Annotated in this window: 16 protein-coding genes; 8 read left to right on the forward strand and 8 right to left on the reverse strand. The window is 62.6% G+C overall.

From position 1 onward, the window contains the following. The first annotated feature begins 72 nt into the window (after positions 1-72). On the forward strand, positions 73-1,410 hold the full coding sequence (locus M1E04_RS18265; protein WP_192135451.1) for a sensor histidine kinase: 1,338 nt from the start codon (positions 73-75) through the stop codon (positions 1,408-1,410). Between the two features lie 175 nt (positions 1,411-1,585). Here the strand turns inward: M1E04_RS18265 and M1E04_RS18270 are convergent, their stop codons facing one another. Next, positions 1,586-2,146 carry an NAD(P)H nitroreductase gene (locus tag M1E04_RS18270; RefSeq protein ID WP_065986926.1) on the reverse strand — a complete coding sequence of 187 codons (561 nt, stop codon included), beginning with the start codon at positions 2,144-2,146 and terminating at the stop codon, positions 1,586-1,588. Between the two features lie 174 nt (positions 2,147-2,320). Here M1E04_RS18270 and M1E04_RS18275 point away from each other — a divergent pair, with 174 nt between their 5' ends. Further along, on the forward strand, positions 2,321-3,775 hold the full coding sequence (locus tag M1E04_RS18275; RefSeq protein ID WP_065986924.1) for a TrkH family potassium uptake protein: 1,455 nt from the start codon (positions 2,321-2,323) through the stop codon (positions 3,773-3,775). Between the two features lie 106 nt (positions 3,776-3,881). Further along, positions 3,882-4,193 carry an Mpo1-like protein gene (locus M1E04_RS18280; RefSeq protein WP_192135453.1) on the forward strand — a complete coding sequence of 104 codons (312 nt, stop codon included), beginning with the start codon at positions 3,882-3,884 and terminating at the stop codon, positions 4,191-4,193. A 64-nt stretch (positions 4,194-4,257) separates the two neighbouring features. Here the strand turns inward: M1E04_RS18280 and M1E04_RS18285 are convergent, their stop codons facing one another. From M1E04_RS18285 to recQ, 5 genes are all read right to left on the reverse strand, one after another. Continuing rightward, positions 4,258-5,076: a UDP-2,3-diacylglucosamine diphosphatase gene (locus tag M1E04_RS18285; RefSeq protein ID WP_456291826.1), complete on the reverse strand. Its 819-nt coding sequence runs from the start codon at positions 5,074-5,076 to the stop codon at positions 4,258-4,260. 120 nt (positions 5,077-5,196) lie between these two features. Further along, the gene (locus tag M1E04_RS18290) at positions 5,197-5,493 is read right to left on the reverse strand and encodes a SelT/SelW/SelH family protein (protein ID WP_065986919.1); all 297 of its coding nucleotides are present in this window, start codon (positions 5,491-5,493) and stop codon (positions 5,197-5,199) included. A gap of 3 nt (positions 5,494-5,496) precedes the next feature. Further along, on the reverse strand, positions 5,497-7,836 hold the full coding sequence (locus M1E04_RS18295) for a FimV/HubP family polar landmark protein (protein WP_456291827.1): 2,340 nt from the start codon (positions 7,834-7,836) through the stop codon (positions 5,497-5,499). A 143-nt stretch (positions 7,837-7,979) separates the two neighbouring features. Continuing rightward, a complete protein-coding gene (locus M1E04_RS18300; RefSeq protein WP_065986915.1) occupies positions 7,980-8,414 on the reverse strand; it encodes a MarR family transcriptional regulator in 435 nt (144 codons plus the stop codon). A 182-nt stretch (positions 8,415-8,596) separates the two neighbouring features. Beyond that, positions 8,597-10,723 (reverse strand): DNA helicase RecQ, encoded by a 2,127-nt coding sequence (recQ, locus tag M1E04_RS18305; RefSeq protein WP_456291828.1) that lies wholly within the window; start codon positions 10,721-10,723, stop codon positions 8,597-8,599. Between the two features lie 210 nt (positions 10,724-10,933). On the opposite strand from recQ, the gene M1E04_RS18310 reads away from it, so the two are divergent. Then, positions 10,934-11,521, forward strand: a complete 588-nt coding sequence (locus M1E04_RS18310; protein ID WP_192135458.1) for a UPF0149 family protein — start codon at positions 10,934-10,936, stop codon at positions 11,519-11,521. A gap of 75 nt (positions 11,522-11,596) precedes the next feature. Here the strand turns inward: M1E04_RS18310 and pap are convergent, their stop codons facing one another. Beyond that, positions 11,597-13,099 (reverse strand): polyphosphate:AMP phosphotransferase, encoded by a 1,503-nt coding sequence (pap, locus tag M1E04_RS18315; RefSeq protein ID WP_065986909.1) that lies wholly within the window; start codon positions 13,097-13,099, stop codon positions 11,597-11,599. Between the two features lie 156 nt (positions 13,100-13,255). Then, positions 13,256-17,554, reverse strand: coding sequence for a dermonecrotic toxin domain-containing protein (locus M1E04_RS18320; protein ID WP_456291829.1), 4,299 nt, complete (start codon positions 17,552-17,554; stop codon positions 13,256-13,258). A gap of 136 nt (positions 17,555-17,690) precedes the next feature. On the opposite strand from M1E04_RS18320, the gene mnmC reads away from it, so the two are divergent. The 4 genes from mnmC to M1E04_RS18340 all read left to right on the forward strand — a co-directional run bounded on the left by mnmC (position 17,691) and on the right by M1E04_RS18340 (position 24,113). Continuing rightward, on the forward strand, positions 17,691-19,706 hold the full coding sequence (mnmC, locus tag M1E04_RS18325) for a bifunctional tRNA (5-methylaminomethyl-2-thiouridine)(34)-methyltransferase MnmD/FAD-dependent 5-carboxymethylaminomethyl-2-thiouridine(34) oxidoreductase MnmC (protein WP_456291830.1): 2,016 nt from the start codon (positions 17,691-17,693) through the stop codon (positions 19,704-19,706). 148 nt (positions 19,707-19,854) lie between these two features. Next, complete coding sequence (locus tag M1E04_RS18330; protein WP_065986903.1) at positions 19,855-20,523, forward strand: ABC transporter ATP-binding protein; 669 nt, start codon at positions 19,855-19,857, stop codon at positions 20,521-20,523. A gap of 1 nt (position 20,524) precedes the next feature. Next, complete coding sequence (locus M1E04_RS18335; protein WP_192135464.1) at positions 20,525-23,005, forward strand: FtsX-like permease family protein; 2,481 nt, start codon at positions 20,525-20,527, stop codon at positions 23,003-23,005. Beyond that, positions 22,995-24,113: a lipocalin-like domain-containing protein gene (locus M1E04_RS18340; protein ID WP_192135466.1), complete on the forward strand. Its 1,119-nt coding sequence runs from the start codon at positions 22,995-22,997 to the stop codon at positions 24,111-24,113. Before M1E04_RS18335 ends, M1E04_RS18340 begins: the two co-directional genes overlap by 11 nt. Positions 24,114-24,154 lie beyond the last annotated feature (41 nt).

The raw sequence follows: 24,154 nt of genomic DNA on the forward strand, positions 1-24,154 counted from the left end.
CACTTCCCCCAACCCGACACGCTCCCCGGCGTGTCGGGTTTTCTTTTTGACACACCGGGTCGAGGGCAGCACGTGCGTTCATTGTTCTGGAGAATCCTGGCGAGCTTCTGGCTTGCGATCGCGTTGGTAGCGGGCCTGTCGATCCTGATGGGCCATGTCCTCAATCAGGACGCCTGGATTCTCAGCCGTCATCCCGGCCTGCACAACTTGCCGCAGAAGTGGGTCGAGTTGTACGAGGACAAAGGCGAGAAATCCGCCCAGGATTATCTGCAAGACCTCAAGCGCAAATACCACATCGACGTTCAGGTGCTCAACGACAGCGGCGAAGCGGTGATTCCCGGCACCTTCCCGCCCCGCGCGGCGGCTTTTGAAGAGCGGCAGAATGACGACACACGACCACTGCCGTGGCGGCGACTGACCTCCGAATACACCAGTGAAAAAACCGGTGAAACCTACCTGCTGATTTACCGGATCCCACATCCGGAGCTGGACGCGTGGCACCGCGACAGTCTGGTCTGGCCGCTGAGCGCGCTGGGCATCGCGCTGGTGGTGCTGACGTTGTTCAGCCTGATGGTGACGCTGTCGATCACCCGCCCGCTAAGCCGTCTGCGCGGCGCGGTGCATGACCTCGGCCAGACCACCTACCAGCAAAACAGCCTGGCGCAACTGGCCAACCGCCGTGATGAATTTGGCGTGCTGGCGAACGACTTCAACCGCATGGGTGCCCGCCTGCAAAGTCAGATCAGCAGCCAGCGCCAGCTGCTTCGCGACGTTTCCCATGAACTGCGCTCTCCCCTGGCGCGGCTGCGGATTGCCCTGGCCCTCGCCGAACGCGCAGAACCGGTGGAGCGCGACAAGCTGTGGCCGCGCCTGACCCGTGAGTGCGACCGGCTGGAAGAGTTGATCAGCGAAATTCTGGCGCTGGCACGACTGGACGCCGACATGGGCAGCGCCACGGCGGTGGATGTGTCGGGACTTTTGCATCATCTGCAGGCCGAGACGGAGATGGGCGGCGGCGAGCAGACGGTTTCGGTGTCGGTGCAGCCAGGGGTGCAGTTGCAGGGCTGGCCAAGCGTGCTGGAACGGGCGCTGGATAACCTGCTGCGCAACGCGCTGCGCTTCAATCCGGTGGGTCAGCCGATCGAGTTGAGCGCAACCCTTGAGGGGGATGAATGGCGGCTCACCGTGCGGGACCATGGCCCCGGCGCCAATCCGGAGCATCTGGCGCAGTTGGGCGAGCCGTTCTATCGCGCGCCCAACCAGACTGCGCCGGGCTACGGGCTCGGCCTGGCCATTGCCAAACGCGCCGCCGAGAAGCACGGCGGAACGCTGGTGCTGGGCAATCACCCGCAGGGCGGATTCGTGGCCAGCATCGTCGTGCCGCGCGAGTTAACCGCTTTGCACGGTTGATTCCCTGTTCGCAGCCGCTCCGGCTGAATGGGTGCGGTGACTGGTAGGACCGGCTTCAGCCGGGAAGAGGCCTGTCTGTACACCTCAGTTTTGCGGTGTAACGCTTAATGCCTTCCCGGCTAAAGCCAGTCCTACAGATCGGGGCCGGCGCTTATAGCGGGATGAAACCAGTTTGTTACCCCTCCCACGCGCTCACAAAACCAGCAACCTCCGGCTTCGCGGGTTCACGCGGCGGATTTTGCGGCGTGCCGAGGTACAGAAAGCCGACGACTTCTTCTTCGGCTGTCAGCCCCAGCCCTTCGGCGACGTGGCGGGAGTAGGACAAATCCCCCGAGCGCCAGACCGCGCCAATGCCCATCGCATAAGCGGCCAGGAGGATGCCGTGGGCAGCGCACCCTGCGGTGATCACTTGTTCCTTTTTCGGCACTTTGAAGTGGTCAGTCAACTTGGCGATGACCACGACCACCAAGGGCGCGCGCAACGGTCCGTTACGGGCCTTGTCCAGCGCTTTGGCCTCAACATCGCCGCCTTTGTCGATCAATGCCTGGGCCAGCAGTTCGCCCATGCGGTTGCGTGCGTCGCCTTCGACGGTCAGAAATCGATAAGGCCGCAAGACGCCATGGTCAGGCGCGCGCAGGGCTGCGCCGAAGAGGATCTCGCGTTGCTCGGCGTCCGGGGCGGGTTCGATCAAGCGGGGCACGGACACGCGATTAAGCAATACGTCGAGCGCTTCCATTAAGTCGTCTCCAGGAAAAATGACGGGCCATTGTAGTGCCCTCGGTGCAGTCTTGAACTTCAATAACGATTAACCGGGGCAATTACTTACAACACTCTCGGAAATGCCTCGGTTTACACCAACGGGCTCGCGAGTAGAATGGCCGCCCTCTCACTACCTGATCAGAGCGACTGCATGGCGTTGCCGACTCTCCGCATCATCGGTTTCATTATCGGCATCTTCCTGATTACCCTGGCCATCGCCATGGTCGTGCCGATGATCACCCTGATGATCTTCCACCGCACCGCCGACATGCCGTCGTTTCTGTGGTCGAGCCTGATTACCTTCGTGTCCGGGCTGGCGCTGGTGGGCCAGGGCCGACCTGAACACGTACACCTGCGGCCCCGGGACATGTACCTGCTGACGGTCAGCAGCTGGGTCATCGTCTGCATCTTCGCGGCGCTGCCGTTTCTGCTCACCCAACACATCAGCTACACCGACTCCTTCTTCGAAAGCATGTCCGGCATCACCGCGACGGGCTCCACCGTGCTCAGCGGTCTGGACACCATGTCCCCCGGCATCCTGATCTGGCGATCGCTGCTGCACTGGCTCGGCGGCATCGGCTTCATCGGCATGGCCGTGGCGATTCTCCCGCTGTTGCGCATCGGCGGTATGCGCCTGTTTCAGACCGAGTCGTCGGACCGTTCCGAAAAAGTCATGCCGCGTTCGCACATGGTCGCCAAATTCATCGTGCTTGTTTACCTCGGCATCACCGTGCTGGGCACGCTGGCGTTCTGGTGGGCGGGCATGAGCCTGTTCGACGCCATCAATCACGCGATGTCGGCGATATCGACCGGAGGGTTCTCCACCTCGGATCAGTCACTGGCGAAATGGCCGCAGCCCGCCGTGCATTGGGTGGCCATCGTGGTGATGATCCTCGGCGCCCTGCCGTTCACCCTCTATGTGGCGACGCTGCGGGGCAATCGCGGGGCGCTGCTCAAGGATCAACAGGTGCAGGGTTTTCTCGTCCTGCTGCTGGTGATGTGGCTGGTGATGACCGCCTGGTACTGGGCGACGACCGATCTCCCGTGGTACGACGCGTTGCGCCATGTCGCGCTGAACGTGACCTCGGTGGTGACGACCACTGGTTTCGCCTTGGGGGACTACAGCCTGTGGGGCAACTTCGCGCTGATGCTGTTTTTCTACCTGGGGTTCATCGGGGGATGCTCAGGGTCAACGGCGGGCGGCGTGAAGATCTTCCGCTTTCAGGTCGCCTACATCCTGCTGCGCGCCAACCTGCACCAGCTGATCCACCCGCGCGCGGTGATCAAGCAGAAGTACAACGGTCACCGGCTGGACGACGAGATCGTGCGTTCGATTCTGACCTTCTCGTTTTTCTTCACCTTCACCATCTGCCTGATCGCGCTGATGCTGTCGCTGCTGGGGCTGGACTGGATGACTGCGCTGACGGGCGCCGCCAGCACCGTGTCAGGGGTGGGGCCGGGGCTCGGTGAAACCATCGGGCCGGCGGGTAATTTCTCGACGCTGCCGGATGCCGCCAAGTGGATTCTGTCGCTGGGCATGCTGCTCGGTCGGCTGGAAATCATCACGGTGCTGGTGCTGTGCATACCGGCGTTCTGGCGGCACTAGAACACTGCGGGCCGGGCAACGTCAGCTGCGCAGCCCCGAGAAATGTCGCGGCGGGCAGTGGGGGCTCGACTAAGCTCAACCAATACCCTGCCCGGAGCATAGCCTTGTGGAAACAGTGAAGCGTTTCGACCGATTCGAAGACTTCTATCCGTATTATCTGCACGAACATCGGGACAGCACGTGCCGACGCTTGCATTTCATCGGCACGAGTCTGGTCATCCTGATTCTGGCATTCGCCGTGCTCAGCGCTCACTGGACATTGTTGTGGGTACTGCCCTTGGCGGGCTACACCTTCGCCTGGATCGGCCACTTCTTTTTCGAGAAGAACCGTCCGGCCACGTTCAAGCATCCGCTCTACAGCCTGCTCGGCGATTTCGTCATGTACGCAGACATGCTCAGGGGCAAAGTACCGTTTTGACCGGCACTCGTCGGCGTCGCGCATGACGCCTTGCTGCACCACGGTTTGAGTAAAAGCTGCCTGCTCAGACCGTCTCGCCTACGGGCTGCGCTGTTTCCGGGCTCTTGGCTTTGACGTGGGCATCGGCCAACCGGAACAGCTCGATCGTGCCATCCCAGTGCTCGATCAACGCCGTGCAGGACTCCACCCAGTCGCCGCAGTTGAGGTATTCCACGCCGCCCACCTGACGGATTTCGGCGTGGTGAATGTGCCCGCACACCACCCCGTCCAGACCGCGCTTGACGCACTCATGGGCGATGGCTTCCTCGAAATCGCTGATGAAATTCACCGCAGTCTTGACCTTGTGCTTCAGATACGCCGACAGCGACCAATAGCCGCAGCCGTATTTGGCGCGCCAGTGGTTGAGCCAGCGGTTGAGGGTCAGGGTGAATTCGTAGGCCGAATCGCCAAGAAACGCCAGCCAGCGGTGGTAGCGCGTAATGACGTCGAACTGGTCACCGTGGATCACCAGCAGACGACGACCATCGGCGGTCAGATGCACAGCTTCATCGACCAGTTGGATGTTGCCTAGAATGAGTTTTGAATAGCGGCGCAGGAATTCGTCGTGGTTGCCGGTGACGTAAATGACTTCGGTGCCGCGCTTGCTCATGGTCAGCAGACGGCGGATGACGTTGGTGTGGGCTTGCGGCCAGTACATGCCGCCGCGCATCTTCCAGCCGTCGATGATGTCGCCCACCAGGTACACCTTGTCGGCGTGGTATTGCTTGAGAAATCCGGAGAGGTGTTCGGCCTGGCAGTCGCGGGTTCCCAGATGCACGTCAGAGATCCACAAGGTCCGGACACGTTGTTTACGACTGGGTTTCACGCTCTCGGCAATGCTCATGGACCACCTCCACTTTGGTTTTCCCAAGCGTGGACGTGGTCGGTGATATGAACATGACGGCGGTGTTTAGCTTTGATGACACGACATATCGATTAACACTTTCCCAGACCCGATGCGCGCTCAGGTATCCAGGCCGGCGTGACGATCGTTGTGCCCCAGGTCCCGGGCCGGATCGATCTGGTCACGCACGCGCTGCTTGAGCACCTTGGCCTCGGGAAACCCGCCGTCGGCCTTGCGCTCCCAGATCTGCACGTCGTCGCAGGTGATGCGGAATACACCGCCGGTGCCGGGGATCAATGACACCTTGCCAAGATCATCGGTGAAGGTGCTCAATAATTCCTGAGCCAGCCAGGCGGCGCGCAACAGCCATTGGCACTGTGTGCAGTAGGTGATGGTGATTTCAGGCTTGGCAGACATCGGTCAGCCCAACCCTGCCAGCAAATCACGGGCGGTTTGCTGCGGGCCGTCGTCGGAGCCGTCGATCACTTCCTGCAACAGCCGACGGGCCTCGTCGACATTGCCTTCATCGATCAGCACCTGCGCCTCATTGATCTTGCTCAGCGGCTCTTCGTCCAGACTCAGCAGATCGAAGCCGCCCTCCTCGATCATGAAACTGTCGAGAAAAGCGTCGTCCAGCAGATCGCTGTTGCTCTGCACAATGACTGCCGGACCGGCTTCGAACTGAACGTCCATTTCCGGCGGCGTTTCCTCTTCGGCGAAGTCGCTGAGGAACTGCTCATCGGGCATCTCGAACACCTCGGGCAGCTGCGTGAGGTCGGACGAGAATGAAGTGTCGAGTTCAGGTTCGGCTTCGAGTACAGGCGCGGGCTTGCGCGGGGCGGGCGTGCTGTCGAACGGATCAACCAGATCCCAGTCGGCGTCCATGGAGAGGTCGTCGAGATTGAGCTGGAAATCGTCGGCAGGGTCGACCGGGTTCAGTGATGCGGCCGCATTTTCGTCCAACTGGGTGGGTTCCGTCAGGCTGAGCGCCGGCGGTTCTTCTGATGCCTGACTGGCCGAGGCTGTTTGGCTGGCCAGCACCGCGGCAGCACCCAGGGCCGCGGCGGAGGCTGCGGCCGAGGTCATGGCTGGCGACGCGACTGGCGCGGACGGCGCTGCGGGCACCACGGGCTCGGGCTTCAGTTTCGGGTAACGATTGCGAATATCCTGAAGCTTCTGCGCGTCGACGCCCTGACTCAGGAGCACGCGTTCTTCTTCGTCATACGCATCGATGTCGCCCTGCTCGCCGAGCAGTTCGAGAATGCGCAGGCGAACATCGGTGCGCTCGGGCTGTTTGCCCAACGCATCCCGCAGGATGGCCAGTGCTTCGGCGAAGCGACCGTAGGCGATGTAAATGCTCGCGCCATCCAGGGCGTCAGTGGCGGCACCGGCCAGACGTTGTCCGGCAGGTGCTGACGAAGCCGGACGCGCCGGGGTGACCGCCGGCACTTCGAAAACCGGGGTGACCGTGGCCGCAGACCTGACCACCGGTTCCACCGGCACAGGCTCGAGGGCCAGCTGATTTTTGATCCGGTTGCGGCGCACCGACCAGGCCAGCGCGAGGAGCAGCAATATCACCAACAGCGCTGCCAGAACCGACGTCCAGGGGAAGTCATCCTCGGCGGCAACCGGCACCGGCGCTTGTACGGGAGTGGCTACCGGAGCGGGTGCAGCCGGCGTTGCCGCCGTCGTGTCAGCTGGAGTCGTCACCACCGTCGAGGGGGCGGGAGCAACTGGCGCCGCCACAGGCTTGGCCGATTGGGCCTTGAGTTCGGCGAGTTGGGTCTGCAGTTCGATGATCTGCTTGTCCTTGTCGGCCTCTTCGACGGTGGACGTCTGGACTTGCTGCTTGAGGTCGTCCAGCGTGTTGTTCAACTGCTGGTTTTCCAGCGCCGCCGCCGACAACTGATCGCTGGCGTTCTGCTTCGCCGAGGCAGGCGCCGGGGTGGAGGCTGCGGCCGAGGTGCCGCTGCCTGCAGCAAACCCATTGGCGGTCCTCGGTTCAACGGCGTTGTCCGGCAGCAGCAGGCTCTGACCGACCTTCAACTGGCTGCGCTCACCATTGGGAAACGCTTGCGGATTGAGCGCCACCACGCCTTTTATCAACTCGGCAGAAGAGGTCTTGCTGCCCGGCGCCTGTACCTGCCGGGCAATACCCGCCAGCGTGTCGCCGGACACGACCGTGTAGTGCTTGCCCTGTCGAGCCTGGGGCGGCGCGACCGGCAGACGCGAATCATCATTCTTCGCGCTGGCCGCTGGCGATTGAGTACGGCTGCGCGTCGCGGCGAGCCCGGTCGGCGATGTCGGCGGATCAAGCAGCACGGTGTATTCATGCAGCTGGTCGCCGTTCGGCCGTACCAGCCTGACGAGGAAATTCAGATACGGCTCGGTGACCGCCTTGTGGGATTCGATGTGAATCACGCTGCGGTTGCCACGGATCACCGGAGTGAAACGCAGGTCGTTGAGAAAGAACACGCGCTCCACGCCAGCCTTGGCAAAGGCTTCGGGCGGCGCGAGCCCGACGACGATTTCCTCGGGACTCATCCCACCCGCTTCAATCAATTCGACATCGGCGTTAAAGGGTTGCCCCAACGCAGAATGCAGGCTGATATCGCCCAGACCCAGCGCAGCCGCCACGGAGCTGTGCAGCAACGTGGCCGAGGCGAGCCCGATGGCGAGCAAACCCGAACGAAGATCCGACTGAACGCGAAGAGGCGCACCCCTTTCACGACGACTACCGGCCTGAAAACTCTTCAGCATGCGAACCCTTTTGAAGACGAGGCAGGCTTCCCTGCACATTCCGTATGCCCGGACACGTCATCCGGGCAGCATCAGTATGGGTGCAAATAGAACAGGATGTTTCGCCCGCATCAATGTATTTGTCGCAGGCGTTCGCGCGGTTTTCAGGATTTTTCGAGATTGGCGAGGATTTTCGAATGAACGCGCATGCACATGAGCAATTCTTCTTCGTCGATGCCGGCAAACAACTCGTGGCGCAAGGCGGTGGCGATGGTTTCGATTTTCTCGATCAGCGGACGCGCGGTGTCACAGAGGACGATCTTTTTCGCCCGACGATCTTCGAGCACCGCCTGCCGAAGCACCAGTCCCTGATTCTCCAGGCTGTCCAGCAGCCGGGCCAGGGTCGGGCCTTCAACGCCCACGCTCTGGGCGAGTTCACGCTGGGTGGGTGGCGTTTTGAAACGAGCCAGATGCAGTAACACCAGCCAGCGCGCCTGGGACAATCCCAGATCAGCCAGCCGGCGATCCAGCTCCGCGCGCCAGCCCCGGGACATATGGGCCAGTTGCATGCCAAAGCGATGTTCTTCGGTTAACGGCATAGGTAACTCGATGGTTAAAGGCGAATCCTAATTAATAGGCAGCTAACCATGGAGACAGTGATGAGGCAAGCGCCCGGGCGTGGTGATTCGTCGCAGCGGCGAGGAGGTGCCGGGATGCGGCGGGTATGCCTTCGGGTTGCTTGGGATTATTTGAGTGTGCTGCCTGCCGAGGTTGCGACGGGTCAGACCTCAAACTCCGACTGCAACGCCGCCCGCACACAATACAGCACGCCCTCGGGTACGCGCCCGGTAAACAGTTCGGCAATGGCGGCAACAGGGGGCAGCTCGCCTTCGCCGTCGAGAAACGCATCCTGAATCTCGGTCATCAGGTCCTCGGGCAAATCCAGCGCCTGATCCAGGGAAAGCTGCTGTTTGCCAATCGCTTCGGCGAGCATCGTGTAGACGTTCTTCTCCGAGCACTGCAGTTGCCCGGCGATTTGCATCGGCGTCATACCGGCGCGGGCGAGGCTGATGAGTTCGTGCCGTACATCGGTGACGACACGCGGCGCCGGTGCTGCACCGCCGAGCACTTCGAGGAACGCCTCGCCGTAACGCTCCAGCTTGCGAGCGCCCACACCGCTGACCCGACCCATTTCGGCCATGGTCCCCGGCTGGCTGCGGAGCATTTCCAGCAGGGTCGAATCCGGAAAGATGACGTAAGGCGGCACGCCATGTTCTTCGGCCAGCTTGCGCCGCAAAGCACGCAGCGCTTCCCACTGTTCGCGCTCTTCGCCGCGCACCAGCTGACTCGCCGGGCTGCCGGAGGCTTTCGCGGTGGTCTGCGGCTTCAGGTCACGGCGCAGCTGCAAGGTGACTTCGCCACGCAACAGCGGTCGGCAGCTGTCACTCAGGCGCAGACCGCCGTAGCCTTCCAGATCGATGTCGGCCAGACCACGCGCCACCAGCTGTCGGAACAATGAACGCCATTCGCCTTCGCTGCGGCTCTTGCCGACACCGAACACCGCCAGCTTCTGATGACCGAAGCTTTGAACCTTGTCGTTTTCCTTGCCCAGCAACACATCGACCAGATGGCCGACGCCGTAGCGCTGGCCGGTTCGATAGATCGCTGAAAGCGCCTGTCTCGCGGGTTCGGTGGCGTCCCAGGTCTGCACACCGTCGACGCAGTTGTCACAATGCCCGCAAGGGTTGGGCATGATTTCGTCGAAGTAGGCGAGCAGCGACTGACGCCGGCAGCGGGTTTCTTCACACAGCGCCAGCATCGCGTCGAGCTTGTGCTGCTCGACGCGCTTGTGACGCTCGTCGCCTTCGGAGTTCTGCAGCATCTGCTTGAGCATTAAAACGTCTTGCAGACCGTACGCCATCCACGCATCGGCCGGCAGACCGTCCCGCCCTGCCCGGCCAGTCTCCTGGTAATAGGCTTCCAGCGATTTGGGCAGATCCATGTGCGCCACGAAGCGCACGTTGGGCTTGTCGATGCCCATGCCGAACGCGATCGTGGCGACCATGATCAGGCCTTCCTCATTAAGGAAGCGCCGTTGATTGCCGGAGCGGGTCTCGATGGGCAAGCCGGCGTGGTACGGCAGGGCCGGGTAACCGTTGTCGCTGAGGAACGCCGCGGTCTCTTCGACCTTCTTGCGCGACAGGCAATACACGATGCCGGCGTCGCTGCGCCGCTCGGACAGAAATGCCAGCAACTGCTTGCGTGGCTGTTCCTTGGGCACGATGCGGTAAAAAATATTCGGGCGGTCGAAGCTCGACAAAAAGCGCTCGGCGTTCTGCAGGTGCAGACGCTCGACGATCTCTTCACGGGTGCGCTTGTCGGCCGTGGCGGTCAGGGCGATACGCGGCACGTCCGGAAACAGCTCGGCCAGTTGGCCCAGCTGCAGGTATTCAGGACGGAAATCATGACCCCATTGCGACACACAGTGGGCTTCGTCGATGGCGAACAGGGCGATCTTGAGGTTTTGCAAAAACGACAGCATGCGCGGCTGGACCAGACGTTCCGGTGCCAGATACAGCATCTTGATTTCGCCCTGACGAATGCGGTTAGCGAGGTCGCGCTGCTGCTCGGCGCTGAGCGTGGAGTTCAACGCGGCGGCTGAAACACCGAGTTCTTCCAGCGTTGCCACCTGATCGTCCATCAGCGCGATGAGCGGCGAAACCACGACCGCAAGGCCGTCGCGCAACAGGCCCGGCACCTGGAAACACAGGGACTTGCCGCCGCCGGTGGGCATCAGCACCAGTGCATCACCGCCACTGGCCACGCGCTCGATAATGGCACCCTGGCGACCACGGAAGCTGTCGTAGCCGAAGATGTCTTTAAGTACGCGTTGAGCCTGGTCGAGCATAAATACCCCGGATGGTGCCGCAACAGCGGTCGAGAATCGCTGTGGAAATCGCAAAGCGCGGCAGTATACCGGAGCGCTCCGACAGATTGGACCGCGGTGACACCGGCGGTCGAAATTTACCGGAATACCGATTCCAGTGGCCTCGCCGCTGGCGCCGGGCGCCCTCAGGGCCTAGAATTCAGCATCGTTTATTCCCAAGGTAGTCTGTCAATGTCCTTCGCTGAGCAATTACACCGCCTGCAAGCCTTCCTCGATGCCGATGAGCTGCATGACGAAGCGCTGGACTACGTAGCCGCCCACGGCTATCTCACCGCGCTGTCCATTTGCGCCGAAACCGTTCCTGATCGCGAGTGGATCGACGCACTGTTCGCCGAGCCTCCGCACTACGCCGACGAGGCGCAACACGAGGAAATCGAATCCACCCTGATCCAGCTCAAGGCGCACATCGCTCGCCAGCTGGCATCGGACGAGGAGTTCGAATTGCCATGCGATCTGGACCTGGGCGATGACCCCGATGACTCCGAGCTGCGTGGCTGGTGCATCGGTTTTATGGAAGGCGTGTTCCTGCGCGAGTCGGCCTGGTTCGAGAACGACGAAGAGGAAGTCAGCGAGATGCTGCTGCCGATTATGGTCGGTTCCGGTCTGTTCGATGAACAGCCAGAGTTCGCCGACATCGCCGCTGACGCCAACCTGATGGACGACATGATCGTGCAGATCCCGGAAGCGCTGACCGCGCTGTACCTGCTGCTGCAAGCCCCGGATGAAAAGCCGGCTATCCTCAAGCCGCGCCATCACTAAGCCCGACCATCAAGTCTCGGCGTTAGCGCATGAGAAACGTACGAGCCGACGCCGGCTCGTACGCCCCCTTCCCCGCTACTTGTGTTTCTTGTCACTCTTCTTGAATGCCGCCTCGATCGCTTCGTTGATCGTGCGCAGTACCTTGACCCGCGCCCAGCGTTTGTCGTTGGCCTCGACCAGCGTCCACGGCGCGATTTCAGTGCTGGTGCGATCCACCATGTCACTCACTGCCTCGCGATACAGCGGCCACTTGCTGCGGTTACGCCAGTCATCCTCGGTGATTTTGTGGCGTTTGAACGGCACCTTCTCCCTCGCCTGAAAACGCTCCAGTTGGGTTTTGTCGTCGATCGCCAGCCAGAACTTCACCACTACAACCCCGAAGTCGGTGAGCTGCTCTTCGAAGTCGTTGATCTCGCTGTAGGCCCTTAACCAGTCAGCCTCGGAGCAGAAGCCTTCGACACGCTCGACCAGCACCCGTCCATACCATGATCGATCGAACACGGTGAATTTTCCCCGCGCCGGAATCTGCCGCCAGAACCGCCACAGATAAGGCTGGGCCAGTTCATCCTGACTGGGCGCGGCGATCGGCACGATGTGGTACTGCCTTGGATCGAGCGCGCCGGCGACCCGTTTGATGGCACCGCCCTTGCCCGCTGCATCGTTGCCCTCGAACACCGCCACCAATGAGTGACGGCGCATGCGTTTGTCGCGCATGAGCCCCGAAAGCCGCGCCTGCTCGGTGATCAGTTGCTCGTCGTAATCGTCTTTTTCCAGCGCCAGGGTCATATCGAGATTGTCGAGCAGGCTCAGCTCATTGCTGTTGTTGGGCAAAGGGCCGAGTCCGACAAGATGGGTTGCCCCTTCAGGCGTCTTCAGGGCGTTTTGCAAACCTTCGAGCAGCAACCGGCCGACGGTCAGGCTGCGGTAGTTCGGGTCGACGCCTTCGATGACGTGCCAGGGCGCATAGTCGCGACTGGTTCGGCGCAGCACGCGCTCGCCAAAACGCACGAAGCGGTCGTAGGTCTTCGACTGCTGCCAGTCCAGCGGGCTGATGCGCCAACTGTGCAGCGGGTCATCCTTGAGGGTTTTGAGGCGCAGCTTCATCTGCCGCTTGGACAGATGAAACCAGAATTTGAAAATTACAGCGCCTTCGTCGACCAGCATCTTTTCCAGTCGCTCGGCGCCGTTGATGGCCTGATCCAGCACCGGGTCCTTGAACTGCTTGTGCACCCGGCCCTGGATCATCTGGCTGTACCAGTTCCCGAAAAACACGCCGATCCGGCCCTTCGGCGGCAACTGGCGCCAGTAGCGCCAGACCGGTGGATGGGCCAGTTCTTCATCGGTTTGTTGATCGAAGGTGCGCACTTCGATATAGCGCGGGTCCATCCAGTCGTTGAGCAACTTGACGGTCTCGCCCTTGCCGGCGCCTTCGATGCCATTGATCAATACGATGATCTGGCGCTTGCCTTGCTCATGCAGTTCGTACTGAGCCTCCAGCAGCGCTTCGCGCAGGGCCGGGACTTCAGCGTCGTAGGTTTCGTCGTCGATGGTGTGGCCGATTTCAGCGGATTCGAACATTCAAGGCTCCCTTCAGGATCGGTCAAGACTAGCAGGCGGCAGGCAGCGCCGATGCAGGTTATGACCGCCAACCGCTGCGATGGATCACTGCAGCGGGAAACATTCGGTTGCAGGAGAAACGAGGCGGCACCGCGCGGCGCCACCTCGTTCAGCCAATTACCAGCCCGCGCGGTACAGATCCGTCAACTGTCTGAGCATCAGTGCTTCAGCCCCATCGCGCTCGGCGATGAGTGCCAGACCTTGTCGGTGGTACTCGTCGGGATCAGCTGGCGGATGTTCTTCCAGCGCTGCCATGCGCGCGCGCACTGACGCGGTGGCCGACGCGAGGGCTGACTCGTGGCCGGATCGCAGTCGCGCGTTCCACTGTTGATTGTCGACGGCAAACTGCAGAAAAGCCGGGCCACGCTCTGCTTCCAGCACACGACCCCGAGCCTCCAGCAACGCACCACGGTCAACCGCTGCCAGGCGCGCCCAGACCATCCGGTAAGGCTGACCGGGCAGCCCGAGGTCGTCCGCCAGTCCGACCCGGTACGCCAGTCGCACCTCGGCATGATCCAGCGCCATCCCCAGACTTTCGCGCCGGGCAATCTCCGCATCCGCGATCGCCTGCACTTCGTTGAGGCGAAAGAGCTGACGAATCACCCCCAACAACGCGTCCGTGCGCTGACTTTCTGCGACATCCCGCAGCGATCCATGGCTGTATACCGCCACTTGAATATCACTGAAGATCAGCCGTGCCCCGTCCTGACAGGTCTGGTTGGCGCCAAACAGACGGTCGTTGGCCATGACCTCGATCTGCCCGCGCAACACCGCATCCTGCGCGGCCGTTTCCAGAACGGTGAGCACCTCACTGGCAAGCTCGGCGTGGAACTGGCGGAAATCCGGGGTTTCTCTCAGCCGCTGCAACAGCACCAGCAGATGAGGCGCGTCGGCGGCGTGTTCAACCTGAGTCCACGCCGCGAGCAACCGCTGATTCAGCACATCCTCACCCGGGCGCAACCACACCTGCGCGGAGGGTCTGGCAGCACCGGCGCTTGTACCGGCGCGGTGGCCATGAGACTCGCCTTCGTCATCCGATACCTCGGACTCTGTGTCCATCGGCGCGCCTTCGACGTGGATCTCGCGAATGTCTTCGGGAAAATCGTAGTCGAGCTGGTAGCGATGACCGTAGCCGGTGTCGTTGCGCCAGTAATCCTCGAGCGACTGGTGGGTGAACGGGTTGTTGTAGGCGTAGATCACTGTATGGCGGCCATGGTCCTGCGGGTTCTCGATGACTTCGGCCGCGACCTCGGTGATGTGGTTGTCACTGATGTCCAGCTCGCCCAGCCCCAGCGTATGGGTCCATTCCGGCCATTGAGTGAGGCCCGTGTTGTTGATCCACAGGGTCGAGAGGCGCAGGCGGCTGGTGTCGGTGAAGTCGCCCAGACGGCTGCCAGCCAGGCTCAGCGAGTCCAGCGCAGGTATATCCATCAACGTGTTCATGGCGGGCTGGTCCAGCGTCCACGACAAATTTTCCAGCGACAGGTGCTGCAGGGAGTGCAGCTGAGACAATCCGTCCGGCAGCGCGGCCAAACTGCCGCGCACGTTCAGGTGAGTGACATTCGGAAAGTTGGCCAGAAACGCATTCGCCCCGGAAGTATCAAACTGAACGTTATTGAGCTCGATCTGCGTGATGTCGGCATAGAAACTATGCAACGGCGGCAATTCCGGAATGACCAGGTGCTCCAGTGTCAGCCAGCGCGACCCCCGGGGAGCATCCCCATGGCTGTAACGCCACGCCCGACCCAGCACGTTGGCCACCCGGCGCCGCGCCAGCCGTTCACCGTCATTGAGCAGCACGCTGATATCTTCGGCCTCCGCCCAGGCGATCAGGCTCATGTGCAGGTGGTCATAGGCGGCCGCACGGGCGTGCGTCGCGGCCAGCAATTGCTCCAAAGATCGCCCGCGCCGAGCCATGGCCCGCAGCTGATCCGCCAGCTCGACACTCTCCGGATAGAGGTGCGTCATTGCCTGGAGCAATTGCTGTTGAATCGCACCTTCGGCCACAGGCAACCCGCGTCCGCTGAGTGGATAACCGATGCGCCCGTCCAGTAAACGCTGCGGCGGCCTGAACTCGGTGGGTAACGTCCATTGCCCCAACTGCTCGGCCGCCCATTTCGGTTGCGACCGAACCCAGTTGAAGACACGGCGCTTGAAAGCGCGCACGCCGGTCTGCGGGTCGTTGAGCCCCATCGCCTGGCGACTGCTCTCGGGCAGCGCGCGCAACAGCGCGGAAAACAGACTGCCTTTTCCCCCCGATGCCTCAGCGGCCTCTACCTGAAAGCCTTTTTCGCCCTTGATCAACACACGTTGCCGGGTGGCATTCTCGGCGCCGATGCTGTCAAGTAACGCGCCGGTAGCGTCGCCGCTTCGTATCTCAATGCGCACGTCGGCGGGCCATCCCGGGAACGTCGCGAGGCTGCGCAACGTCAGGCGCTGAAGATCGTCATTGGCGGTGCTGGGGGTCAGGAAAAAGCCTTCCAGCGCGCGGCTCATGCGGGTCTGACGCAAATGCCCGCGTACCTTTCCGGCCATTTCCAGCGGGATGCGCCGGGTGTCCAGCATGGCCAGCCGCTGCTCGGCACCGGCCTCAGCGATCAGAGCCTGGCTGGAAGCCAGGGTGAGCGACGGGAAATCGCGTCTCAGCAGTGCAATCAGCGGGTCGTTCGACTGCTCGCTGGCGAGGTATGCCGCGTCCAGGGCCTGGGCAGAGTCGGCCGCCTGCTGACTGAGCCGAAACCGCTTGGCAGTGTCGATCAGCGCTGCGGGCGCGGGTTGCTGACTGATGTGCAATGCGGCCAGACACTCTTCGTCGACGCCGCTCACTGCCATTATCCGGCTGACGGATGGTTCGTCGATGTCTGCGAGTTCGGGGTGCAGACGGCGCAGGGCCGTGCCTACGTCAGTCAGGCGCAGACGACCTGCAGCGTCCCGGGCCGGAAGGCTGCGTTTGATGAACGACGGAGGCTGCGACCCAGCGGATTCTGCGGCCATTGCGCCCGTCGCCGCGCCCGCGGCACCCAGCGCGCCCATGAATGCCAGGTTTTGCGCGACACTCCCCAAGTGATCCAACGCCTCATCCATGTCGCCATGGCGCCACGCTTCAATGCCTTCGAAGGTCTCGTCGAGCAACTGCGCGCCCGCGACCACCATCATGACTTCACCCAGACCGGGAACGAACAGCGCGGCAACATTCAGCGCGTCCATGCCGTAGTCCAGCCATTCAGCGAGACGTTGCTCCCGGGTTTTCTGGTCCTCGTCATCGGTAGGGACCGCGAGTACGCGAGCGTCGTCCTTCAGTCGCAGCATCTGATACAGGTAGAAAACATCACCCAATGCGCCGCCCACCTCGATGGCTTCCAGATCGAGAAAAGCCGTCTGATCCACCTCGGAAACGCTGATCAGCTGTCGGTGAAAACCGTCGCCACGGGCGACGCTGTGCAGGACATGGGGCGCCAGTCGTTCGTGCAGACGCTTGAAGAAAGCCGACTTGCTGCGCTGGGGAATAAAGCGATCAAAGTAGCGCTGATACACCTCGGAACGCAGTTTGGTCCTCAGTGCCTGTGTGAGATCTTCCAGGGATGCATGGGACTGAATCGCACCATCAGGCTCGCCTGGCAGGTAAACCACGCAACGCGTCTGACCGGCGGCTTTGAACAACAACGCGTCGCGCAACCGGCAGCCCAGCAGTTGCAGGCTAGACACCTGATCCGCAGGCCCGTAGGCATTGACTTGAAGCAGCATCTGGTACTGGGCCTCATCAATGGAGCCCTTGAGGCGTGCGATGTGGGAATCGACCCGCAAGGCCAGACGGGCGTGCTCGATCATGCGCGCCTTGATGTCATCGCTGTCCAGGCTATCTGGCACGTCCGGCCTCGCGACGGGGTGCAGTACATGGTGCAGGTGCCGCTGATACTGGCCGCCCAGATCAAGCCGGCGGCACAGCCCGATGAAGCGACCGGGGCTGACACCCAAGGGATGAACGTTTTCCGTCCCCGCCGGCGCATCCGACGCGCCGCCAATGATAGCGGAGGTGCTTTCGCGATCAGCGTCCGTCGCTTCGACCGCTTCAAAATTCTGCAGCGCAGCGGCCAGCAGCGGACGCGTGCTGGAACCCTGAGGCGAAGCGCGACCTGTCAGCCAGTCACGCTGGAATCTGGCGTGAAAGAAGTGGTCACGGTCGACATCCAGACCCGGCCCGAATTCGGTGTCGAGGGCCTGAGTCAGCAACGGCCGGGCAAACGACGGCAGGTCCTGAATGCGCAGGAGAACCTGATTGAGGTGTTCGCGGGCGGCTTGCGCGAGGGTCATGTCCCGGCGCAGCGCGTCGCGCATCGCCGGCGTCGCCTGGATAAACCATTGCGGCAGCGTGTTCCTAATGAATGAAGCAGTGAGAGCCAGACTGGCGGTGTTCATGTGACGTCCTTGTTTCTGCGTGTGATCAAAGGCGCATAGATAAACAGGAACGCGCCCGCAAAGTGGCATACATATGTAGTGCACCGCCCACCGGACGCTGGAGTAACATCGCCACCTTGCCCGCCCCGAGCCGAACATGATCACCACTGACCACACCCAGATCGCCAACGCCCAGATTGACTGGGACGAACACGGCAATCCGCATTCGCGGGTGTTCTCCGACGTCTATTTCTCGACCCAGTCGGGCCTGGATGAAACCCGCCATGTGTTCCTGACCCAGAACGAGCTGCCCGAACGCTTTGCCGCTTTGCCGGCGGGCGGTCGGCTGGTAATCGGTGAGACCGGTTTTGGCACCGGGCTGAATTTCCTGTGCGCCTGGCAGCTGTTCAACGCCAGCGCAGTCGCAGATGCACGGCTGCATTTCGTCAGCGTCGAAAAATACCCGCTGAGCCGTGCTGATCTGGAGCGCGCGCTGAATTTGTGGCCCGAGCTCAAGGTGCTGGCGGATCAATTGCTGGGCCGGTACGTGGCGGTGCATCAGGGCTTTCAGCGGTTGGTGTTCGATGGCGGGCGCGTCACGCTGACCTTGCTGATCGGTGACGCGCTGGACATGCTGCCGCAACTCGACGGACAGATCGACGCCTGGTTTCTCGACGGTTTCGCGCCCGCGAAAAACCCGGAAATGTGGACACCCGAGCTATTCGCCGAGCTGGCACGGCTGGCGGCACCGGGCTCGACCATCGGCACTTTTACCAGCACCGGCTGGGTGCGCCGGGCACTGAACGCAGCCGGTTTCAAAATGAAGCGCGTGCCGGGCATCGGGCATAAGTGGGAGGTACTCAAAGGCCGCTTCATCGCATGGCCTGAAGACGTGCCAACGCCTCCGCGCGCCAAGCCCTGGTTTGCCCGGCCCAGTTCCCTGCCACGTCTACTGCCCCGTTCACCAGACACCCCTCGCACAGCATTGGTGATTGGCGCAGGGCTGGCCGGGTGCGCCACGGCGGCGAGCCTGGCGGCGCGCGGTTGGCACGTCAGTCTTCTGGAGCGCCATGGTGATCTGGCGCAAGAAGCATCGGGCAATCCACAAGGCGTGCTTTACCTGAAACTGTCGGCCCATGGCACCGCGTTGTCGCAGCTGATCCTGAGCGGGTTCGGTCACACCCGACGCTTGCTGGAGCGCCTGCAACGGGGCATCGACTGGGACGATTGCGGCGTGCTCCAACTGGCCTTCGACGACAAAGAGCAGGCGCGTCAGGCGCAACTGGCTGAGGCGTTCCCCGACGATCTGCTGCATGTACTGGACCGGGCTGACGCCGAGTTGCGGGCCGGTATCGTGTTGAAGAGCGGCGGCTTGTTTTACCCACAAGGCGGCTGGGTGCACCCACCGGCGTTGTGTCGTGATCAGGCCAGCGCAAGCAACATCAAGCTGCTGACTCACAACGATGCGATCGAGCTGCGGCGGGACGGGCCGCTGTGGCAGGCGTGGGATGGCGAGCGTCTGCTGGCTTCTGCTCCAGTCGTCGTGTTGGCGGGCGCGGCCGAGATCAAACGCTTCCCGGCCAGCGCTGACCTTCCACTCAAGCGTATTCGGGGGCAAATCACCCGACTGGCTGCCACGCCCGACAGCCAGGCCTTGAAGACTGTCGTCTGCGCCGAGGGTTACGTGGCGCCTGCACGCGGCGACGAACACACGCTGGGCGCAAGCTTCGCCTTCAACAGCGATGACCTGACGCCGAGTACGGCCGAACATCTCGGCAATCTCGAGCTGCTGCGGGAAATCTCCGAGGACCTGACCGAGCGGCTGAACGCCAATGGTTTGCCCGCCGAGGACCTGCAAGGTCGCGCCGCATTTCGCTGCACCAGCCCGGATTACCTGCCCATTGTCGGGCCACTGGCGGACCGGGCGGCATTCCTTGAGACGTACGCCGTGCTGCGCAAGGACGCGCGCCAGACGCCGGATACCGAATGCCCATGGCTGGACGGTTTGTATGTCAACAGCGGTCACGGTTCACGCGGCCTTATCACTGCGCCGCTGTCCGGCGAACTGATCGCCGCCTGGCTGGATAACGAACCCTTGCCCCTGCCGCGAACCGTGGCCGAAGCCTGTCATCCCAATCGGTTCGCGCTGCGAGGGCTGATTCGCGGGAAATAGCAAAGCCTGCGGTATCGGGTGTCCCGCGCCCGTCATCGCTATCCGACGCAACTTCTTTGTCCTGCCGAAGATCCACTGCTTCGCCGGCTACATCGGCTCCGGTCAAACCGTTATCCTCCAGCCCATCCCTTCAATCAGGTGCGTGTCGATGCTGCAAGTCCAGGGTGTGTTCAAGAGCTATGCCACGGCCCAGGGCCCTTTGGCCGTTTTGCGTGGCGCGGACCTGCAACTGGATCAGGGTGGCAGCCTCGCGTTGATGGGTGAGTCGGGCAGCGGCAAGAGCACGCTTCTGCATCTGGTGGCCGGGCTGGACAATGTGGACACGGGCAGCATCGAGATTGCCGGACAGCGTCTGGATCAGATGAACGAGGCGCAACTGGCCAACTGGCGGCGCACGGAAGTCGGTCTGGTGTTCCAGCAGTTCAACCTGATCGGCAGTCTGAAGGTAGAAGACAACCTGGCATTTCAGGCGCGTCTGGCCGGGCGCTACCAGCCTGAATGGCAGGCCGAACTGACTGAGCGGCTGGGCCTGGGCGCGCTGCTCAGGCGCTATCCCGAACAACTCTCGGGCGGCCAGCAACAGCGCGTTGCGATCGGACGCGCCCTTGCTTCGCGCCCCGCCCTGCTGCTCGCTGACGAACCCACCGGCAACCTTGACGAAGCCACGAGCGATGAAGTGCTGCAACTGCTGCTGGACCTTCTGGCCGACAGCACCACCAGCCTGTTGATGGTCACCCACAGCCCGAGGGTGGCGGCACGATTGCAGCGTCAGGCCGTGCTGCACCTGGGTCGTCTGGTCAGCGAAGGCGAACGCTGAAATGCCTGTCTTCTACTGGACCTTGAAAGCGCTGCTGAGCCACTGGCGGCGCCACCCCGTGCAGTTTTTCAGCGTGCTGACCGGCCTGTGGCTGGCAACCAGCCTGCTGACCGGGGTGCAGGCGCTGAACAGTCAGGCCCGTGAAAGCTACGCCAAGGCCAGCCAGATGATCGGCGGCGAGCCGCAGAAGATTCTGGTCTCGCCCAACGGCGCCAACTTTTCCCAGGACCTGTTCGTAACCCTGCGCCGGGCCGGATGGCCGGTCTCTCCCGCACTGCGCGGGCGCGTCGCCCTCAAAGAGGCGCCGGAGCAACGTCTGACCGTGCTCGGCATCGAGCCGGTCTCGCTGCCGGTGAACACCGCGCTGGCAGGGCAATCCCTGGACACCGCGCAGATCGTCGACTTCTTCACCCCTCCCGGCACCACCTGGATTTCACCGCAGACCCTTGCCGCCCTCGGTCTCCATGAAGGCCAGCAGCCGGTCACCGACTCCGGAAAGGTACTGCCGCCATTGCGCGCGAAAACCGACATGGCGCCGGGCGTACTGCTCATGGACATAGGCTTCGCTCAGCAACTGCTCAACCAGCCGGATCAGATCTCGCGGCTGGTGCTGCCAAAGGACTTTGCGGATAACGCCCCCGCCCTGCCGGCCGAGCTGAATGGCGAGCTGGTGCTGCGCAAAAGTGGCGAAGACAACGATCTGGGCAGGCTTACCGAAAGCTTCCACCTGAACCTCGACGCACTGGGTTTCCTTTCGTTCGTGGTCGGACTGTTCATCGTCCATGCCGCCATTGGTCTCGCGCTGGAACAGCGTCGCGGGCTGCTGCGCAACCTGCGCGCCTGCGGGGTCAGCGCACGCGGGTTGATGGTGAGTCTGGTGGTCGAGCTCGGCGTGCTGGCCCTGCTCGGCGGCATAGCAGGTGTCATCAGCGGTTACTGGCTGGCGAGCGCGCTGTTGCCGGACGTGGCGGCGAGTCTGCGCGGGCTGTACGGCGCTGAAGTCGCCGGCCACCTGAACCTTAGCGTCTGGTGGTGGCTGAGCGGTCTGGGCGTCAGTCTGCTCGGCGCATTTCTCGCGGGGGCCAGCAGCCTGCTGCGTGCTGCGCGCCTGCCTTTGCTGGCGCTGGCCAATGCCCAGGCGTGGCATGAAACCCATTCCAAATGGCTGCGACGCCAGGGCTGGGTGGCCGGAATATCGGCGTTGATTGCCATATCGGCCGCGCTGTTTGGCGACAGCCTGGCACTGGGCTTCGTGCTGATGGCGAGCCTGTTGTTGAGCGCGGCGCTGGGGCTGCCGGTGCTGCTTAATCTGCTGCTCGACGCACTGCTGGGCAGGAGCCGTTCGGTGCTGGGTCAGTGGTTTCTCGCTGACTGCCGGCAGCAATTGCCGGCCCTGAGCCTGGCGCTGATGGCCTTGCTGCTGGCAATGGCAGCAAACATCGGCGCGGGCAGCATGACGTCGGGCTTCCGCCAGACGTTCACCCACTGGCTGGAACAACGCCTCAGCGCCGAGCTGTACATCAATCCGCAGAACCCGGCGCAAGCCGCGCCGCTGCAGCAATGGCTGAGCCAGCAGCCGCTGACGTCGGCCGTGCTGCCCAACTGGCAGGTTTCGTTGCAACTGAAGGGCTGGCCGGCCGAGCTGTATGGGGTGATCGATCATCCGCACTACCGCCAGCACTGGCCGCTGCTGGAGTCGGCAAGCGGTGATGCCTGGAAGCAACTGGCGCAGGAAGACACGCTGATGCTCAGCGAACAACTGGCCCGCCGCCTGGACGTCAGCGTTGGCGATGAAGTAAAACTGCCCGCGCCCGACGGGCCGTGGCCGCTGCGCGTCGTTGGCATTTATGCCGATTACGGCAATCCCAAGGGCCACGTGCTGGTGAACGCCGAGCACCTTCTCAAGCATTGGCCGCAGCTGACACCCAACCGCTTCAATCTGCGCATCGATCCCCGCGCCATCCCGCAACTGCTGCGGGTGCTGCACAACAAATTCACCATCGACGACAACCGCATCGTCGATCAGATCCAGCTCAAGGCCTGGTCGCAACAAGTCTTCGAACGCACATTCGCCGCCACGGCTGCGTTGAACAGCCTGACGTTGATGGTGGCCGGAGTTGCCTTGTTCATCAGTCTGCTGACCCAGAGCCAAAGCCGCCTCGCGCAACTGGCGCCGTTATGGGCGCTGGGTGTGACGCGGCAGCAATTGATGCTGCTTAATCTGGCGCAGACCTGGCTTCTGGCGGTGCTGACACTGGTGCTCGCAATTCCGCTGGGGCTGTTGCTGGCCTGGTGCCTGGACGCCGTGATCAACGTGCAAGCGTTCGGTTGGCGCCTGCCACTGCAAGTGTTCCCTATGCAGCTGGTGCGCCTGACGCTGCTGGCAATGCTCGCCACACTGCTGGCGTCGGCCTGGCCGCTCTACCGCCTGTACCGCACCCGCCCCGCTGATTTGCTGAGGACTTTCGCCAATGAAGGTTAAAGCCCTGCCCCTGATCACCGTTCGCCTGCAGATCGTCGCCCTGCTGATGCTCGGTCTGCTGCTGAGCGGCTGCGACGACAAACCCGAAGAAGAAAAAGGCTTCGCCGGCCTTGCCGACGACGCCTCAAGTTACGCACGGGTAACGCCGGGCAAGCGGTTCGAGTTTCCCGACGATCACGGCCCCCACGCTGATTTCCGCATCGAGTGGTGGTACGTCACCGCCAATCTGAAGGATGCCGACGGCCAGTCGTTCGGCGTGCAATGGACGCTGTTTCGCAACGCCCTGCCCCGCGCAAAAGGTCTGCAGGGCGATGGGGCTGGATGGAGCAACCGCAACCTGTGGATGGGACACGCGGCGGTGACCTCCCAGGACGAGCACTTCGCAGCGGAACGCTATGCCCGTGGCGGCGTGCAGCAGGCCGGCGTGACACTGGCGCCGTTCGCGGCCTGGATCGACGACTGGTCCTTCACCAGCCAGTCCGCCAGCGATGACCCGCTGGCGGATATGCAGCTGCAGGCCAGCGGGCCACAGTTCAACTACCGCCTGCGCCTGAAAGCCACCAAGCCTTTGGTGCTGCAAGGTAAACAGGGCTTTAGCCAGAAGTCCGAGCAGGGGCAAGCGTCGTACTACTACAGCCAGCCGTTCTTTCAGGCGAATGGCAGCATCGAGATCGACGGCAAAACCTACCAGGTGTCCGGGCCTGCATGGCTGGATCGGGAGTGGAGCAGTCAGCCGCTCACCGATAATCAAACGGGTTGGGACTGGTTCTCGCTGCACCTGGGGGATGGTGCCGAAGTCATGCTCTACCGCATGCGGCAGAAGGACGGCGAGCCGTACCTGACCGGGACGTGGATCAACGCCGACGGCAGCACCGAACAACTGGCGGCGGCAGACATAGCGCTGGCACCCGAAGACACCACTGACGTTGAAGGCCGCGACATGCCCACACGCTGGTCGGTGAAAATCCCGTCCAAGGCCGTGGACATCGCCGTCGAAGCGCTCAACCCACAGGCGTGGATGAACTTGCAAATTCCCTACTGGGAGGGACCGGTGACCATAAGCGGCAGCCACGAGGGCGTGGGGTATCTGGAGATGACGGGCTACTGACACGCCGCCGCGACAGACCCTGATAAGCCTCTAAAGTTTCT

The sequence above is a fragment of the Pseudomonas sp. AK106 genome (assembly GCF_053903055.1).

Coding starts and splice junctions, on each gene's coding strand:
- M1E04_RS18270 (WP_065986926.1), bottom strand. CDS start 2,146: ATGGAAGCGCTCGACGTATTGCTTAATCGCGTGTCCGTGCCCCGCTTG.
- M1E04_RS18275 (WP_065986924.1), top strand. CDS start 2,321: ATGGCGTTGCCGACTCTCCGCATCATCGGTTTCATTATCGGCATCTTC.
- M1E04_RS18285 (WP_456291826.1), bottom strand. CDS start 5,076: ATGAGCATTGCCGAGAGCGTGAAACCCAGTCGTAAACAACGTGTCCGG.
- M1E04_RS18290 (WP_065986919.1), bottom strand. CDS start 5,493: ATGTCTGCCAAGCCTGAAATCACCATCACCTACTGCACACAGTGCCAA.
- M1E04_RS18295 (WP_456291827.1), bottom strand. CDS start 7,836: ATGCTGAAGAGTTTTCAGGCCGGTAGTCGTCGTGAAAGGGGTGCGCCT.
- M1E04_RS18300 (WP_065986915.1), bottom strand. CDS start 8,414: ATGCCGTTAACCGAAGAACATCGCTTTGGCATGCAACTGGCCCATATG.
- recQ (WP_456291828.1), bottom strand. CDS start 10,723: ATGCTCGACCAGGCTCAACGCGTACTTAAAGACATCTTCGGCTACGAC.
- M1E04_RS18310 (WP_192135458.1), top strand. CDS start 10,934: ATGTCCTTCGCTGAGCAATTACACCGCCTGCAAGCCTTCCTCGATGCC.
- pap (WP_065986909.1), bottom strand. CDS start 13,099: ATGTTCGAATCCGCTGAAATCGGCCACACCATCGACGACGAAACCTAC.
- M1E04_RS18320 (WP_456291829.1), bottom strand. CDS start 17,554: ATGAACACCGCCAGTCTGGCTCTCACTGCTTCATTCATTAGGAACACG.
- mnmC (WP_456291830.1), top strand. CDS start 17,691: ATGATCACCACTGACCACACCCAGATCGCCAACGCCCAGATTGACTGG.
- M1E04_RS18330 (WP_065986903.1), top strand. CDS start 19,855: ATGCTGCAAGTCCAGGGTGTGTTCAAGAGCTATGCCACGGCCCAGGGC.
- M1E04_RS18335 (WP_192135464.1), top strand. CDS start 20,525: ATGCCTGTCTTCTACTGGACCTTGAAAGCGCTGCTGAGCCACTGGCGG.
- M1E04_RS18340 (WP_192135466.1), top strand. CDS start 22,995: ATGAAGGTTAAAGCCCTGCCCCTGATCACCGTTCGCCTGCAGATCGTC.